This is a genomic window from Okeania sp. SIO3I5 (assembly GCF_010672085.1).
GTDB lineage: Bacteria > Cyanobacteriota > Cyanobacteriia > Cyanobacteriales > Microcoleaceae > Trichodesmium.
The window spans coordinates 18901-35588 of sequence record NZ_JAAHHT010000081.1 but is presented as its reverse complement, the minus strand read 5'-3'; the positions used below and the strand labels follow the sequence as shown (position 1 = coordinate 35588).

13 protein-coding genes are annotated in these 16688 nt (G+C 38.4%); 4 read left to right on the top strand and 9 right to left on the bottom strand.

Going from position 1 to position 16688, the window contains the following annotated elements:
- Positions 1-971 precede the first annotated feature (971 nt).
- The 7 genes from F6K40_RS19015 to F6K40_RS18985 all read right to left on the bottom strand — a co-directional run bounded on the left by F6K40_RS19015 (position 972) and on the right by F6K40_RS18985 (position 9967).
- A complete protein-coding gene (locus F6K40_RS19015; RefSeq protein ID WP_293138601.1) occupies positions 972-2096 on the bottom strand; it encodes a lipoxygenase family protein in 1125 nt (374 codons plus the stop codon).
- A 71-nt stretch (positions 2097-2167) separates the two neighbouring features.
- Positions 2168-2641 carry a hypothetical protein gene (locus tag F6K40_RS19010; RefSeq protein ID WP_293138599.1) on the bottom strand — a complete coding sequence of 158 codons (474 nt, stop codon included), beginning with the start codon at positions 2639-2641 and terminating at the stop codon, positions 2168-2170.
- 102 nt (positions 2642-2743) lie between these two features.
- A complete protein-coding gene (locus tag F6K40_RS19005) occupies positions 2744-3016 on the bottom strand; it encodes a hypothetical protein (RefSeq protein ID WP_293138597.1) in 273 nt (90 codons plus the stop codon).
- Between the two features lie 809 nt (positions 3017-3825).
- Entirely contained in the window at positions 3826-4437 is a 612-nt protein-coding gene (locus F6K40_RS19000; RefSeq protein ID WP_293138595.1) for a DUF6940 family protein, read from the bottom strand.
- A gap of 552 nt (positions 4438-4989) precedes the next feature.
- Positions 4990-7098: a pentapeptide repeat-containing protein gene (locus F6K40_RS18995; protein ID WP_293138593.1), complete on the bottom strand. Its 2109-nt coding sequence runs from the start codon at positions 7096-7098 to the stop codon at positions 4990-4992.
- Between the two features lie 535 nt (positions 7099-7633).
- Positions 7634-9601: an acetate--CoA ligase gene (gene acs / locus F6K40_RS18990; RefSeq protein WP_293138591.1), complete on the bottom strand. Its 1968-nt coding sequence runs from the start codon at positions 9599-9601 to the stop codon at positions 7634-7636.
- A gap of 219 nt (positions 9602-9820) precedes the next feature.
- Positions 9821-9967 carry a hypothetical protein gene (locus tag F6K40_RS18985; protein WP_293138589.1) on the bottom strand — a complete coding sequence of 49 codons (147 nt, stop codon included), beginning with the start codon at positions 9965-9967 and terminating at the stop codon, positions 9821-9823.
- A gap of 357 nt (positions 9968-10324) precedes the next feature.
- On the opposite strand from F6K40_RS18985, the gene F6K40_RS18980 reads away from it, so the two are divergent.
- Positions 10325-11020 carry a hypothetical protein gene (locus tag F6K40_RS18980; protein ID WP_293138587.1) on the top strand — a complete coding sequence of 232 codons (696 nt, stop codon included), beginning with the start codon at positions 10325-10327 and terminating at the stop codon, positions 11018-11020.
- A 572-nt stretch (positions 11021-11592) separates the two neighbouring features.
- Positions 11593-11841 (top strand): hypothetical protein, encoded by a 249-nt coding sequence (locus F6K40_RS18975; protein WP_293138585.1) that lies wholly within the window; start codon positions 11593-11595, stop codon positions 11839-11841.
- A gap of 395 nt (positions 11842-12236) precedes the next feature.
- Here the strand turns inward: F6K40_RS18975 and F6K40_RS18970 are convergent, their stop codons facing one another.
- The gene (locus F6K40_RS18970; protein ID WP_293138603.1) at positions 12237-12368 is read right to left on the bottom strand and encodes a zinc ribbon domain-containing protein; all 132 of its coding nucleotides are present in this window, start codon (positions 12366-12368) and stop codon (positions 12237-12239) included.
- Between the two features lie 159 nt (positions 12369-12527).
- On the opposite strand from F6K40_RS18970, the gene F6K40_RS18965 reads away from it, so the two are divergent.
- The gene (locus F6K40_RS18965; RefSeq protein WP_293138583.1) at positions 12528-12707 is read left to right on the top strand and encodes a hypothetical protein; all 180 of its coding nucleotides are present in this window, start codon (positions 12528-12530) and stop codon (positions 12705-12707) included.
- Between the two features lie 7 nt (positions 12708-12714).
- Here the strand turns inward: F6K40_RS18965 and F6K40_RS18960 are convergent, their stop codons facing one another.
- The gene (locus F6K40_RS18960) at positions 12715-13404 is read right to left on the bottom strand and encodes an MIP/aquaporin family protein (protein WP_293138581.1); all 690 of its coding nucleotides are present in this window, start codon (positions 13402-13404) and stop codon (positions 12715-12717) included.
- Between the two features lie 809 nt (positions 13405-14213).
- Here F6K40_RS18960 and F6K40_RS18955 point away from each other — a divergent pair.
- The gene (locus F6K40_RS18955) at positions 14214-16640 is read left to right on the top strand and encodes a phosphoketolase family protein (protein ID WP_293138579.1); all 2427 of its coding nucleotides are present in this window, start codon (positions 14214-14216) and stop codon (positions 16638-16640) included.
- The last annotated feature ends 48 nt before the right edge of the window (positions 16641-16688 follow it).

The following is a 16688-nucleotide window of genomic DNA, read 5'->3' as shown; positions in this document are numbered from 1 at the left end:
CTCCTTTGACTCTTCCTTGAGCGAGTAAAACTAATAAACGTTGACGAGAGATACCTAATAAAATAGACGCTTGTTTAGTACCCATGATTCTTACCTCAACTCTTGGCCAATAGTAAAGTTTACTTTACTACTATAACATTTACAGGATTTAACCTAAAAACAAAGATAAACCAAATTATTGGTTTTGTCAACAAGAAAGTTTGGACTTAAAAGTATGATTGGTTAGGGTAGGAGTCAACTGAGATGGCCCAAAGCTGAAACCTTGAAGTCCCAAACCTGAACTTCCTTAAAAGATGTGGTTAGGGGTTCAAAGATTGTGTCATCCCGATCGATGATTTGATTTCCAGATTAACTAAAGCTAAATCTAAAACCAAGCAGCGCATGAAAAAAGCAGCTAATCGACTGAGGTCAAAAATTAGAAACCTGATAGATGAGTTGCACCACAAAGCAGCTTTATTTTTGGTGCCTCTTTCAGAGGAGCTTTCCTATCGGAATGCTGCGCAAACGCTATCAAAACTTTGATGTGATTTTACTCCCGAATGCATGAAGTTTCTCCGATGACAATCAAATCTAGCAGGAAACTCAGAAGTAAATCAGTGAGACAAATGTTGAACTGGGCACACTATAGGTTTGAGATTTTTTTAAAGCATAAAGCTGTTGAATACAACAAAGTCGTTGTAGATGTAAGTGAAGCCTACAAAGCGCAAAACCGTTAGCTGGACTGGTGAAATCCTCAACAATTTAGGTGGCAAAAAAGTTGTGACTGGCAATGATGGATTTTGCCTCGACCGCGACTTAAAGGTCCCGCGTGGAATCTTTATAAAAAGCGTGGTAGAGAAATTTTCTACCACATTGGGAGATACCCCCTCAGTAAGTTAATCTTACTTTGCATTGTTAACAATTGTTAGCAAAATAGTATCGGTTCTATACTTGAACCTTCCCACACGGACCATCACCCGATCTCCCAATCTCTAAATATTGATACTTTGAGGAATATTCTCTGGGAGCAGAAACTCGTAAGGCATCAAACGCTCAGGACTTTGATTCCTTTTATTAATAATAATCGTTGCTGCATTCAAATTTTCTTGAAATTTTGTCAAAGCCGCTTGTAATTCCTTATTTTCCGGGAAAGCAGATCCACGATACTTACCCAGTTGCGTATAGTGAACTGAACCAAGTAAGTAAAGTGTATTAATCTGACTTTGAGCTTGACTTAAGGAAGGTAGTCCCTGAATATAACTTTCCCGATCTTCAATATTAGTCGGTGGCATCAGATAACGAGCTAAAGGAAATGCCGGAACATACATCATGTCAGTTTTTTGGGGAAAATTAACTGCCGCGTGTTGCGCACTGCCAGTAAAAATAATCGTAGATACCGCTTTAACTAAATAATCTCTGGTTTTAATTTCTCCTTGACTATTTTCTCCAAAATTTTCTACTCGTCCTCCGTCTAAAGAAACCAAGGTAGCTCCCCAATTTTGTAAGTCTTTATCTGCCACAATGTCAGCATCGTTAGCATAGTAGATAGACAAATAATCATTAACCCAGGTATAAATAGCATCCCAAATTAATTTGCCATCATCTCGATAGGGGTATACAGGTAAAGTATCGGAATTGTTCACCCCGCGATTGACTAAGGTTTGAGGAAAATCAATGGCATTAAAGTTAAATAAATAACTCTGAGTTCCTTTTCCAGTTAAAGATGTATCAGCTCCAATAGTGCTAGCTAAGAGTGAATCTACTGTTCCTCCAGGAGCAACTAAAATCGCGTGGGGACCGTAATTAATCAAAACAGTTCCCTCAAAATGAGGAATCAGCAGATTTCTCAAAGGATGATGTTTTGGCAAACAATTGTAAGTCGGTACAATAAAAGGTTTAACCACTAAATGAGTTCTCCCTAAATGGGATATCAATTCGTGAAAATTAGAATCTGCCATTTGGAGAATATTTTTGGCAGTCATCCAAGGTTCTTGCTGACTATCAACATCTAGTGGTGTAAACAACACCCACTCCTTACTAATGGTAGTCTTTTGATAGCTAATAGCTACTGGAAATAAGGAACGAGAAGAAGACCCCTGTGCAGGAACGGCAAACAATGCTATTGGAGCCGAAATATACTTTTGTTGGGTAAGATCGTCGCTGATGAAATTGCCATTGGGTAAACCATCTAGTAATTTATAATCAGAAGCATAAAGTCAAGTCGCCCTTCTGCTAAAGCATTAGATAAAGAATCTGTGACTCCAAATTTTTTAGCGATCGCTGTATACTGTTCTGGAGTAATTGGTAAACGAAAATTCATTTGAGTAAATTGCTGTAAAACAAGCGGGTTTGGTCCAGCAACTTGTAAATAGGCAAAAATCAGGTCTTCGGTAAAACAATCGGAAATAGCAGGCTTTTTGATAATCTGGTACAACTTATTGTAGTCATCAAGAGTTAGAGATTCTGATTTCTCTATATCTTTTTCCTCATCTATTTTCGCAACGAACTTGATGATATTTTCTAGACGGTCAATAATAGATGTCTCATCAAAATCAACGGATTTTTTCTGTCGCTTAATTCCAAATAATTGAGTAATTGTATTATCAATTTTTTGCAAAGATTCTTGCACAAATTCCTCAGATTTGCTTTGCTTTTCTGCCAAAGCAGGAAAAGTTTTTTGTAAATTTGCTTCTAGTTTTTCAACTAAAGCTTGAAGACTTTCTTGAGTTTTCGGTTGACTAATATCACAGTCCAGAGATTCTACTTATCGACTAAGTTCAGCCCAATCATTCTGGGAATCAATTCCAGAATTTTCCTGCTTATCAAGATAGTTATTAATAACAATTATAATCAGGGAAAATAGGACTTTAAATATCCAGATAATACTCGGAAAAGCTCCCTCTGGTAAAATGGGGAATCCTAATAATTCTGGCACATTGGTGATTGCCAAGGGCGGTAGATAACTATAGTTATATTCATATGTTTTGCCTGGAAAAAAATCCTTTTGGCGATCTAAAGAGAGCAATGATGTAGCCATTTTGATTAGGGAATGGGAATTGTTGCGTTCGCTTTGAGTTATTGTTGATACCTCAGTTTTTATTGTTTATAGTTTTCTGGGATGGGTTATTTCAGTTATCAGTTATCAGTTATCAGTTAGCCTCATAAGGTCAGAACTGGGTTAACAGTTATCAGTACCTCTGCCTGTTTGCTCCGCATGACAAATGGAAACCATTGGGATTAAAATATTGAATAGAAATTTTTTTCATACCCTTAAAAGAACAGAAGTTTTGAGACTTTATTTTTTGGTCAAAAGATAGCTTGAACCAAAACTATAGCAGTCGAAGCAAAGGTTAGGACATCTCTAAATCCTGAAATCCTTTGACAGTTTACTATTCCCTATTCCCTATTCCCTATTCCCTAGCGCGGAGCGCTATAAAATTAATTTAGCTTAATCAACTTTATTTGACTTGTCGTCAAAAGTCAAGGCTTAGTTCTTACACAAAAAAAAGTTGGTTATCCCAGGATTTTTTCTAGTAAATTTTGCTTGATTCAGCTAGTTTTATGCAATGATTTAAGTCTGATTATTTATTTTATGGAGGTATATATTATAGTTCTCCAAAAATCCAAAATAAAATCTATTATCAGCCATAATATCAAATCCGGTTAAACAGTTATAGATTGCTTAACTCAGGAGGAGACAGGAGACAGGAGACAGGAGTCAGGAGGAGAAAGAATTGTAAAGATTTAGTAGTTATGAAGATAGGAAATTTTTTTTATGTTCAATTAAACGGATTTGATATAAATTATCAATTATTATTCCTATTTACTCTTTTCTGGAGGTATTTATTAGTAATACTTGTACAATTCGTATCTATAGTATTTAGGTCGAGAATCTAATCTAACATGAAGCCAAGCTACACCCCCACCCGCTGTACTAACCCAAAGCGGGTTATCTGAAATCTGTTGTTGCACGGTTTGTCCTAAAATTCGCCACAATGCCTGTTTTTGAGCATCAGGTCCATAGCGAATGAAGGCTGCTAAATGGGAATAAGCTGAAAACGGAGTTCCTCCAGGGGAAGCATTTGAATCTATTGGAGATGGAACCACAAGTATTGCGTTTTTACCTAAATTTTCAAAGACAACAATTCCATTGTTCACATCATTGGTTGTGAAATAATTTGCAAATGTGATTGTATCTGGGTTGCTTGCCAACTCTGGAGAATTTACCAGTACGAATTCAAATTGACGCTTGAGAGTATCTTTCGTAATGGGTGGTGTTTCCCAACGATATACTGAAAAGGGGGAGTCAGATAATAGTGAGATAAATAAGGAGCAGAAGTTTGAGTCAGACTGCCATAAATTTAAAACTTCACTGTATGGTATCGGTTTACCATTGTCAGTCACTGTGTATTTATGAACGTGACTTTCATTTAGAATTTCATGGGTAGCATCAAACATTAAATATCTCCAGAAAAGAGGGAATAGGGAATAGAAAATAGGGGGAAATAACTGATAATTTCTGTACGATAATTGATTTTGTTTTTGATTTTTTTCAGATGTCTATTTGTTAATTGAATCAGGACTTATCTCATGTCCGGTTGAATAGTTATAAATAATTAGGGAGGAGTCAGGAGACAGGAGACAGGAGACAGGAGAAAAGAATGTACCAGGAGAAAGAAGTGTTTTTATCACTAATTATCCGGACATGGTATTATGCAGAAAGCGGGTTTATTAAAAATTAGTGGTTTGAACAAATAATCAGAGAAATAAACCCGGTTTTCTCTTGACTTATTACCATTTTTTGAATTCAAAATTCACGCATTCAAAGTTCAAAAATTTTGGTTCATTCCTTAATTTCAATAATTGTTTAATTAAGAATTTAAGCCTTGTTCTTCAAAGAGTGAAAAAATCAAAAATATTTTCCTTATTTCAAGCCTCTGACTTTAGGCAGAGGTTATAATGCAAGAATTAATAATGCAAGAATTTTGAATTGATTTGACTCCTCAAACCCTATTTACTTTTTTGCCAATCTTCTAACGCTGCAATAACAAAGCTACTAGCAGGATGATTCAGGAATTGTTCAAAGGCAGCTACTCCACCAGATTTTATGGCACCCAATATTCTTTCTGCCTTTGTTTGATTATTATCAATTTGTGTAATTACTTCTTCAGCAATTTTCACTTTGCCTGGCATTGTATCTGACGGGTAAGTTTGATCAAGTTGCTCTAATAATTCTTGAATATCTTTTGCTGCTTTTGCTAAATTTTGTTCTTGAGATTCATAAATTGTACCAGCAATTTTTGCAGAGTCTTTAACTTCTCCTCCGCTACCAGCTAAACCAGTAATTTCTCCTTTGTTGGCAACTGCTCCATGAATTTCTTGAGCATGAATGTGGTCTCCACTACTTTCTGACATAATTAAATCTCCTTGACTACTATTATTTTCTATATTAACACTAGGGCGATTAACTGCCGCACTTAATACACCTTTATACCATTCAATATCTTTCTCTCTCTCTGCCAATACCGCTCGAAGTTGTTCTGCTGAAAGTGCTTTTAACTTGTTGTAAGTATCGAAATATTCTTTATCTAATACTGAATGATCGGCTTCTGGTGTAGTGTCAGCTCTAATCAATAATTTGTCATTATTTTCCCCTCGAACCTCCATAGAACGCATTTTTATTTCTACTTCTGGATGTTCTTTTTGTAGTTTCTCAAATGAATATGCAGCTATTCGGGGGTCTACTCCTTGATTATGATAAAGGTCTAAAGTATTCACTAAAGGTTTGAGAAATTCTGCAAATTCTCCTTCTGCAAAATTTTTATCTTCATCAGCAGGTTTTCGGCGCACACGCTCATCTAAACTTTCTTCAGGTGGAAGTTTGAGAAAGTCTGGTCGTTTGTCTGGAGGCAGACGCATATAAACATAATCGCATTTAATACCGTCTAGTTTAGTTGTGGTAGTTATCCCCCAGTCTTCAAGAAAAGCTCCGGTTAAAGTTGCTCCTGTGAGGTCAGCTTGATCTAAAAATGTTCCTACTAACTTGGCACGGGAGAGGTTTGCATCTTGAAGGTTGGCTGAGTTGAGATTCGCTTCTATGAAACTCGCATTAGTTAGGTTTGCTCCCTGGAGATTGATTCCTTGGAGGTTAAAGCGATCTAAGTTTATGTTTTCACCTTCCCCAGTTTTTACCAACTCTCTGATTTTAGGATCTTTTAGATAGGTTTCTCCTGGTCGTATGCGGTCTAGTTTTATAGTGTTTTTCCAAAGAGTACGGGTTATGTTAGCTCCTCTAAAATCTGTACTTTTGAGAGTAGCATAAGTGAAGTCAGTATCGGTTAAATTTGTATCTCTGAAAGAAGTTCCACATAAGGCAGCAAAGGCAATAGCTATGCTACGAATTAGAGCATATTTTTCATCTCCTTTAATTGCTCGATAGGCAATGGAAGCACTTAACAGTATTTGGAGTCCAGCGAGAGCAAAGGCTCCAGAAAGGAGGAAGGCTCCAGAGAGGACTAAGGTTTTGCCTAAGAATTCTGCAAAAGTGGCGGTAAAGGCTCCAGCAACAGCTAGTACCACGCCTGCAACAGAGGCCACAACTCCAGCAACGGCAAAAGCCCCAGCAACAGCTAACACCACGCCTGCAACAGAGACCACGGTAAAGAAAAAGGCTACCGCTCCAACTCCAGCGACTGCTATAGCAGGAAGTACCGTTGCAGCAGCAGCAGCTCTGTTTACTCCTTTAAAAATAATTGTCCCCCAAAATATGATAAATAGACCTAAAACTGTTAAGCCAAAAATATGCTCTTCTGGATTATTTGAGTTTTCCCATAAAAAGACTAAACTTAGTAAAGCAATAAGACCTGAAATTCCTGCCAAAACAAAAGCACCAGCCAGCAAAACTACCACCCAACGTTTCTGTAACCCTGCCTTAGCTCCACAAAACTTAGCCCCCGTTAGATTTGCCCCACGAAAATTAGTACCCCGAATATCAGCAAAACTGAAATCTGCATCAGACAAATCTTTTCCCTTAAAAGACACACCTCTAAGATTAGCTCCTTGGAAACTTCGTTCACCTTGTTGATATAGTTGCAATATTTCACGTTGACGCCGATTCATATTTTTTATTTATTCAAAAGGAAGTAGTAGTAACGCACCGAAACATTTGGGATAGACGGTGCATTACATTTCATCAACGCACCCTACCAGACCTACTAACAATTATTATATAAAATCTATTTGGTATCTTTTGAGGAACTTAAGATTTGGGACCTCTCAGTTGAGGTTAGGAAAATTTGACTACTCATCCCCTCTGCCGGAGTGCTTCAGAAAATGAATTGACTATTGCTCCATACGCAATAGAAGAAAAATTTGACTATCCACCACCTCCGGCTGGGTGCTTCAGAAAATGAATTTATTATTGCTCCATACGCAATAGTAAGACACGGAAATATTTGGGATAGACGGTGCGTTAATGAAATGTAACGCACCCTACTGGACCGTTTCAGCTAAAACTGTGCATTAGATTTTCTCCCTTGTCTGCCTTGTCTGCCTTGTCTGCCTTGTCTTCCTTGTCTTCCAATCAAAAAGTAATGCACCATTTAAGATGAAACAGTCCACTACAGAACTATTACTTCTAACTTCTGACTTCTAATTACGCTCCACCCCGTAACTTATCCAAAACACTCCGGTCTTGCAAAGTCGAAGTATCCCCCGCAATTTCCTGACCTGCTGCCAGAGAACGTAACAAGCGTCGCATAATCTTACCAGAGCGAGTCTTCGGTAAATCATCCGTAAACCGAATCTCTCCAGGACGAGCGATCGCTCCAATCTCCTGAACAACGTGCTGCTTCAACTCCTTCTCCAAAGCCTCATTAGCTTCCCGTTCGCCTTCCAAAGTCACAAACGCTACAATCTCTTCACCCTTAACCTCATCAGGTTTACCAACAACCGCAGCTTCCGCCACAGCAGGGTGAGACACCAACGCCGACTCAACTTCCATAGTACCCAAACGATGACCTGCCATATTAATCACATCATCAACACGCCCCATCACCCAAAAATAACCATCCTCGTCTTTATGGGCACCATCACCAGCAAAATAAATATATTCCCCATTTTTCGGGCGTATGTATTCCCAATAAGTACGACGGAAGCGATCATCATCACCATAAACAGTCCGCATCATTCCAGGCCAAGGATGCTTAACCACCAAATAACCACCATTATTACCATCCACTGCTTCTCCTTCCTGATCGACAATATCAGCAATAATGCCAGGGAAAGGCAAAGTCGCCGAACCAGGTTTAGTCGTAGTAGCACCAGGTAAAGGAGTAATCATAAATCCACCAGTTTCAGTTTGCCACCAAGTATCAACTATCGGACACTTACTGTTACCGATAATGCGATGATACCACATCCAAGCTTCCGGGTTTATCGGTTCTCCTACAGTTCCCAACAAACGTAGAGAAGTTAAATTTCTCGCATTAGGATGTTGTTCTCCCATTTTCATTAATGCTCGAATAGCAGTGGGAGCAGTGTAGAAAATAGTCACGCCATATTTTTCCACTACATCCCAGAGACAACCAGGATTAGACGCCCTCGGTGCCCCTTCATACATCAGGCTAGTCGCACCATTGGAAAGAGGACCGTAAACAATATAACTGTGCCCTGTAATCCAACCAACATCAGCAGTACACCAATATACATCCGTATCTTGCAGGTCAAACGCCCATTTATTGGTAACATGGGTATAAAGATTATAACCGCCTGTTGTGTGTACGACTCCTTTCGGTTTACCTGTTGTACCGCTTGTGTAAAGAATAAATAGCATATCCTCACTATCCATCGGTTCCGCCGGACATTCCCCAGAAACACCTTTTTGAAGTTCATGCCACCAATGATCGCGCCCTGGTTCCATCTGGATTTTTTGGGCAGTGCGTTTGACAACTAGAACATTTTCCACGGTAGGGGCACCTGCTATTAATGCTTTGTCTACTTGTTCTTTAAGAGGAACAATAGCATCTTTGCGCCAACCTCCATCAGCAGTCACCACTAATTTAGCCTCAGCATCGACAAGGCGGTTTTTGAGAGCATCAGCACTAAACCCACCAAATACAACCGTATGGGGGGCGCCAATTCTGGCACAAGCTAACATGGCGATCGCTGCTTCAGGAATCATGGGCATATAGATACCGACGCGATCGCCTTTTTTGACTCCCAATTGTTTAAATACATTTGCCATCTGGCAAACTTCTCGGTGCAGTTGGGCATAGGTGAGGGTACGAGAGTCTCCTGGTTCTCCTTCCCATATTAGGGCTGCTTTATTGCGTCGCCAAGTAGTTAAATGACGGTCTAGACAATTGTAAGAAATATTAATTTTACCATTAACAAACCATTTTGCAAAAGGTGGTTGCCAGTCGAGAACTTTGTCCCACTTTTGGAACCAGTCTAATTCTGTTTCAGCTAGTTCTGCCCAAAATCCTTCTGGGTTATTTCTGGCTTTTTCGTAAACTTCTTTATATTGTTCTATAGTTTTAATATGGGCTGTTTGGGAAAATTGGTCGGGTGGTTGGAAAAGACGTTTTTCTTCCAGGATTGATTCGATAGTTGATTCTGACATTTGTTTTCTGTATTTGTAGTTACTGCTAATAACTATTGTGAACCTAGATTGAACATCAGAATCTTTACTTTTTTTAAAAAGTTAAGATTTTCGGTTGTGCATCAATAAAGTGTAGGAAACGCCCTAGTATGCCTGGCCAATATAATCTAAAAGCACTGATATATCAACGTTTAAGGCACTTATAGAGCGAAAAAAGTGCAAATTTTTTAGCCTTTAAGACTAAAAAGTTAGGACGGGTAGCAGACACTTTCCAATAAAGATACAAGTACAATTATTCCTCCTACTTCCCACACTTCCCACACTTCCCACACTTCCCACACTTCCTTGAGGCACTACCAGATTTTCTAGGGTCAAAACTTTAATCATACAGTAATTTCCGGAAATTATTTCATGTTTAAGTAATACAAGTAGTGTAGCCTAAGTTTATGAAATTGGTATAATCCTATCGTGAGTTGTCTCCTGAAGTGTCTATCACTTAAAGGGAAATTAGTCAATAGCTGATGAGAATATAAAATATGACTATAGCGTTTCTCAAATTAATGAGATACACCTATCTTTATTTCTGTTCCCTACTCCCTATTCCCTATTAGATATTTTTAAGACAATATCTTGATGGTTTATTATTCCTTAATCTTTATACAATAATAATCAAACGGTACAATACTAAGTTATAATATAAAGCGTTTTTAAAGATTCTTAAATGGGTCTTATGTAGGAGGATGATTGCAAGCAAGAGAAATCGAGCCTAAGCTAAAACAACTTAGCCGTCTTGCCTGGTCAACCGAACCTGCTTTAGCCCAGAGGTTAGATGAAGTCAGGCGCTGGATTAAAGATATTAGACCAGGCTTACTAACTCAAAAAGGAGTCTTAGTAGGATTTTTATTAGAATTAATTAAGGATGGAGAATTTTGGTTAAAGTTACAATCATTAACAAAAGAAGAAAGACAATTATTTTTGAATCATCTTCCATCCCCAGTTATATACTGGTATGAAAATCTTTTTCCAAAATGGTTTAATGAAAACGACCGTAAATTTTATATATGGAAACAAAAGTTAAGATCGGGAGAGTTTAATCAAGAAGATGCTGAATTGATAGAATCTGTCGCTCGTCAGATTAAAATTCGTGATGGTTGTGTTGTACATCGTTATATTGCAGATTTGTCTATGGCGACAGATGTAATTGTAAGTAGTAGCACGGGTAAGCCTCTCTGTGTTCAACTTACTACTATGTCCGGTGAACTTTGTCACGATAAGTATAAAGAATGGAAAGATACATTACAGCAATGGCAAATTAGACGGGGTATTTTTGTTAGTTATAATCCCGGTCAAGATAGGTCTATTATTCAATTAGTAAATTTGGTTCTGCATAACAGCAAACATTTAAAGGAGGCGAAATACATTAAATTTTGTTTTAGATAGGAATTTCATCAATTCCAATAACATCTCGGTTCTTCATTAATGGATAATGGATAATGGATAATGGATAATTGATAATTGATAATGGATAATTGATAATGGATAATTACCTCTCCCTAAAAGCGAGAAGATTGACTAAAAGGAAAAGATTTATTTTCTCTTAGTCGATTGGATTTGGTTAGGTAAGCATCCATCCCACCCTTCGGGAAACTCCGCTAATGACCACTTTTTCCTCTTTATTGGGGAGGCTTTAAAGGTGAATTATTTAATTATTAGACATCTCCAAAAATAAAAAATGAAATCAATTCAAGATATGAAATCAACAATTTAATTCCCTCTCTTGGTGCGCGTTCCCTCTCTTGGTCAGCATTCCCTCACAGGAGTGCGCATTCCCTTGCGACTATCGTCGTCGCGGGGTCGCACCGCAAGCGAGCTGTCGGCGACGCGGGGTATGACCGCAAGCGAGCTGTCGTCGTCGCGGGGTCGCACCGCTATTCCCTATTCCCTGACTTCTGCAAGAAGTCTACTAATTATTCGGTAAATCAAACTATACATTTTAACAGTAGGCAGCATATATGGTAACAACTAGCACAACTCTGTCAAATAAAGAACGTTTAGAAAAAGTTTGGCAAGCTTTCCAAGCAGCCCAACAGTTACAAGAAGATCGATTAGCTTGGGGCATTAATCATGTCAATTTATATGTGGAAAATGTTGATGGAGATTGGCTGGAAAACTGGGGTGAAGATGAAGAAGAGGAATTAGGTGAAAAGTTAGTGATTTCAAAACTCAAAAGTCAAAAGTCAAAAGTCAAACATCAAAAGTGATGCAGAAACCGTAGTCAAAGTCAAAATTCAAAATTCAAAATTCAAAAGTGATGTAGAAATTTTAGTCAAATTCAAAAGTCAAAAGTGATGCAGAAACCGTGAAAATAACCTATCTCTCAAGTAGGATAGTATACACGATCGCCTTCATATTTTGTAACTCAGATGAAGAGCGATCGCTCTTCTCATTTACATTTAGTTTTGACTTGAGTTGCGGAGCAATCATATCAAATCCGGTTAAACAGTTATAGATTGCTCAACTCAGGAGGAGTCAGGAGTAGTAGGGGCTTTCCCGTTTGCTTCGCATAACTATCGTTAACGTCCGTACAGGAGTCAGGAGGAGAGAGAACCATAAAGATTTAGTAGTTATGAAGATAGGAGATTTTTTTCATGTCCAATCAAACGGATTTGATATCACAACTAAAATTGCAGTGTTCGCAATTGAAAACACGCTCTGATAACAACAGATACTCTTTAACAGTTTCACAATTAGAACAGGTTTTAGAACTGGGAAACCATCTATCAACGATGATTAACTCAGCAAGCTAATAATTTACACTTGTATTTTAGCTGTCTACGAAACTCGTAGAAACCCAATTGTGGCAGTTCCGAAAATTAATTGATTTTTCATTTTGGGGGAAGTTTATTAGACGTCTCCGATAATCAAAAATCGGTGGTGGTGCTGAGGAATGGTAGAGAGAGTGTGGGAGGTGTGGGAAGTTGGTTCGTGTAGGAAGTTGGTTCGTGTGGGAAGAAATTACAAAACTTATGTATCTTCGCCATTCCTCAGCAGGACTACCCAAAAATCAAATCAATCTACTCCCCACTCCCCACTCCCCACTCCCTCTTCTCCAGAGATATCTAACTAGGTGAAGTTTACTTTTTGTGGTCAAAATCATAAAAATTGTTTGATAGCTGGCGATATATCCAAACTGCCAACTGTACCCCCAAAACTGGACCTACAATATACAACCACTGGTGTCGCCACAGATGAGAAATTATCGCTGGTGCTAAAGACCTCGCGGGATTCATACTAGCTCCAGTTATCGGACCCATACAAGCTGCTTCCAAACCTACTGTTAAACCAATAGCGATTCCAGCAAACCCAACAGGTGCTCTACGATCTAATCCCGATCCCAAAATGACCAACATCAAAATAAAGGTTAAGATCGTTTCTATAACCAGAGACTGTAACCAGTTATCGTCTAGCGGTAATGTGGCTCCCAGGTTAGCAATATTACCTAGAGCTATCCGTAGCAAAAGCGAAGCCAAAATCCCACCACTGAGTTGACCTATGATGTATGGCAATACTTTGTACTTAGGAAGAACCTGAATACTCCAAAACCCCAAAGTTACCGCTGGATTTAAGTTTGCACCACTAATATGTCCCGTGGCATAAATCATAGCTGCCACTACAGCACCAAAGACAAAGCTAACTCCAAGGTGAGAAACTACACCCTCCGTCATCACGTTGACCATGACTGCCCCTGTTCCTGTAAATACCAAGGCGAATGTACCTACCGCTTCAGCTAAAACCTCGGAGAATAGATTTGCTTGCTTTGACATTAGTCCTCATGAATTATGAACATAAATCTGTTTACGGCTGAATTATAGCTTATCTTCGGTATCTGGGATGAACTCAGAGAAAACTTATTTCTTCCTACTAAATCCGGTTTAGAAAAGTTAATAAAAGACCTCTGGCCAAAGTTTTAATTAAATCAATTTAAGACATGAAATCAACAATTTTATCCCCCTATTCCCTATTCCCTATTTCCTATTCCCTTTTGATGTATTCAATAGCTTCAAGATGTCATTTACTAGAGGTTATGGTACTGCATCAAGAAAGTGTCTTGTTACTGCTAGGATTATAGGAGCAAGTTATGAATTTCTCCCTAATAGACATCTCCAGAAAATCAACTTGCCCTTTATTTACCATAAAATAGAGTTGTCAAATTTGCTGATAAAATCATTTTCTATACATTTTTACTGAAAATATATTCCTTGTTCCCTGTTCTCTATTCCCTACTTTTACAAAAAATCTACATATTTTTCGGAGATGTCTAATAGAGTAGTATAAATTGTCAAGTTCATTTTTGTAGCACTATTTTTGATGATTGCTATAATAAAAAATTATCCCAATCTAAAAATAATTAATATATACAAAATTTAAACAAAATTTAACCATCTTCTATTGCAATTTTATTGTACAAATAAAGTATAGTTAGTCGTACTAGATACGATAATAATATTGTCCTGCAATCTTTGACTATGAGTACAAGCAAATGTTAAAAATATCTGCATTTAATTTAACAATGGGCATTTGCTATGCTTCCTAGATGAAAGAGGCAGAATTTAGTATAAGGAATCTGAAAATAATGGTCTCAACTCCAGACAAAACAGCTTCAATTAGTGCCTTTGGTCCAGCCCGTTCAACGATTGAAGGCACACCTCTAAGTCCTGATGAACTCTACAAAATACAGGCTTTTTGGCGTGCTTCCTGCTATTTAATGGTGGGGATGATTTATCTGAAAAAGAATCCTTTGCTACGGGAACCCCTAAAACCAGATCAAATTAAAAGTCGAATTCTCGGACATTGGGGTTCAAGTTCTGGTCAAGCATTCATCTGGATACATCTCAACCGAGTTATCAAAAAGTTTGACCTCAATATGATATTTATGTCTGGTCCCGGACATGGCGCACCAGGAGTGTTAGCTCCAACTTATTTGGAAGACACTTACTCAGAGGTCTATCCTGACAAAAGTCAAGATGAACAAGGTCTAGAAAAATTCTTCAAACAATTCTCTTTTCCTGGTGGAATTGGTAGTCACTGTACACCAGAAACTCCTGGTTCTATCCATGAAGGAGGTGAACTTGGTTATGTAATTTCTCATGGCACAGGTTCAATTCTTGATAATCCAGATTTAATTTGTGTGCCAGTTGTTGGAGATGGGGAGTCAGAAACAGGACCTCTGGCAACGTCTTGGCATTCCAATAAATTTATCAATCCCATTACAGATGGTGCTATCTTACCAATTCTACACTTGAATGGGTATAAAATTAACAACCCAACAATTTTATCTAGAATTAGCCATGAGGACTTAAGAAATCTGTTTTTGGGTTACGGTTATCAGCCATATTTTGTGGAAGGGTCCGATCCAGATAGTATGCACCAAGCAATGGCAGCAACCCTAGATCATTGTATTCAAGAAATCAAAGCTATTCAGGAACAAGGTCGGAATTCTGGCAATACAGAATTGCCCAGGTGGCCGATGATTGTATTCCGTACTCCTAAAGGATGGACGTGTCCACCAGAAATTGATGGACACAAAATAGAAGGATTCTGGCGGGCACACCAAGTACCCATGACTGATGTCGCTAAAAATCCAGAACACCTGAAAATTTTAGAACAGTGGATGCGTAGCTACAAACCAGAGGAATTGTTTGATGAAAATGGCAAGTTCAAACCAGAATTAAGAGAAATAGCTCCTTATGGTGCCCGTCGGATGAGTGCTAATCCTCATGCTAATGGTGGTCTCCTCTGTAAAGCACTGAATATGCCTAACTTTCGGGATTATGGCATACAGATAGATAAACCTGGAACAATAGAGAAAGAAAATACTCGTCCGTTGGGTGTATTTCTCCGAGATGTCATGCGTGACAACATGAATAATTTCCGCGTATTCGGACCTGATGAAAATACTTCTAATAAACTGAATGCCATTTATGAAGTTAGTAAGAAGACTTGGATGGCAGAGTTTCTACCGGAAGATTTGGATGGTGGGGAGTTGGCACGAGATGGTCGCGTGATGGAAATTTTGAGCGAACATACGATTGAAGGTTGGATAGAAGGATACCTCTTGACTGGAAGACACGCCTTTTTCTCTACTTATGAAGCGTTTGTTCATGTAATTGATTCAATGGTTGGTCAGCACGCGAAGTGGATTGAAAAGTGCAATGAACTGAGTTGGCGTGAAAAAATTCCTTCTCTGAATTTATTAATTACTTCTACAGTTTGGCGACAAGATCACAATGGTTTTACTCACCAAGATCCTGGTTTCTTAGATGTAATTTCTAACAAGACTCCAAATGTTACTCGCATTTATCTACCACCTGATGTTAACTGTCTGTTATCAGTTGCAGACCACTGTTTGCAGAGTAAAAATTATGTAAATGTGATTGTGTCTGACAAACAGATGCACTTGCAATACATGGATATGGATTCTGCAATTAAGCATTGTACCAAAGGTCTTGGTATTTGGGATTGGGCAAGTAACGATCAGGGATCGGAACCTGATATTGTGTTGGCAACTGCTGGAGATATTCCGACTAAGGAAGCTTTAGCTGCTAGTGTGATGTTACGGGAAGCTTTCCCTGACTTAAAAATTCGCTTTATCAATGTAGTCGATCTGTTTAAGTTACAACCAGAAACAGAACATCCTCATGGATTGAGCGATCGCGACTTTGATAGTTTGTTTACTCTTGATAAACCAATTATCTTTAACTTCCACGGTTATCCTTGGTTGATTCACCGCTATACTTACCGTCGCACGAATCACAAAAATCTTCATGTCCGGGGTTATAAGGAAAAAGGTAATATTAATACACCTTTGGAATTAGCTATTCGGAACAATATTGATCGCTTTAGTATTGCCATGGATGTCATCGATCGAGTTGAGAAATTAAAAGTTGCAGGTGCTCACGCGAAGGAACATTTCCGCAATGAGCAAATAGCTTGTCAAAACTATGCTTATGAGTATGGTGTTGATCGTCCTGATATCGTTAGTTGGAAATGGCCTTACTAGGTGAAGTCAGAAGTTAGTAGGGGCGAATGGCCATTCGCCCCTACATTT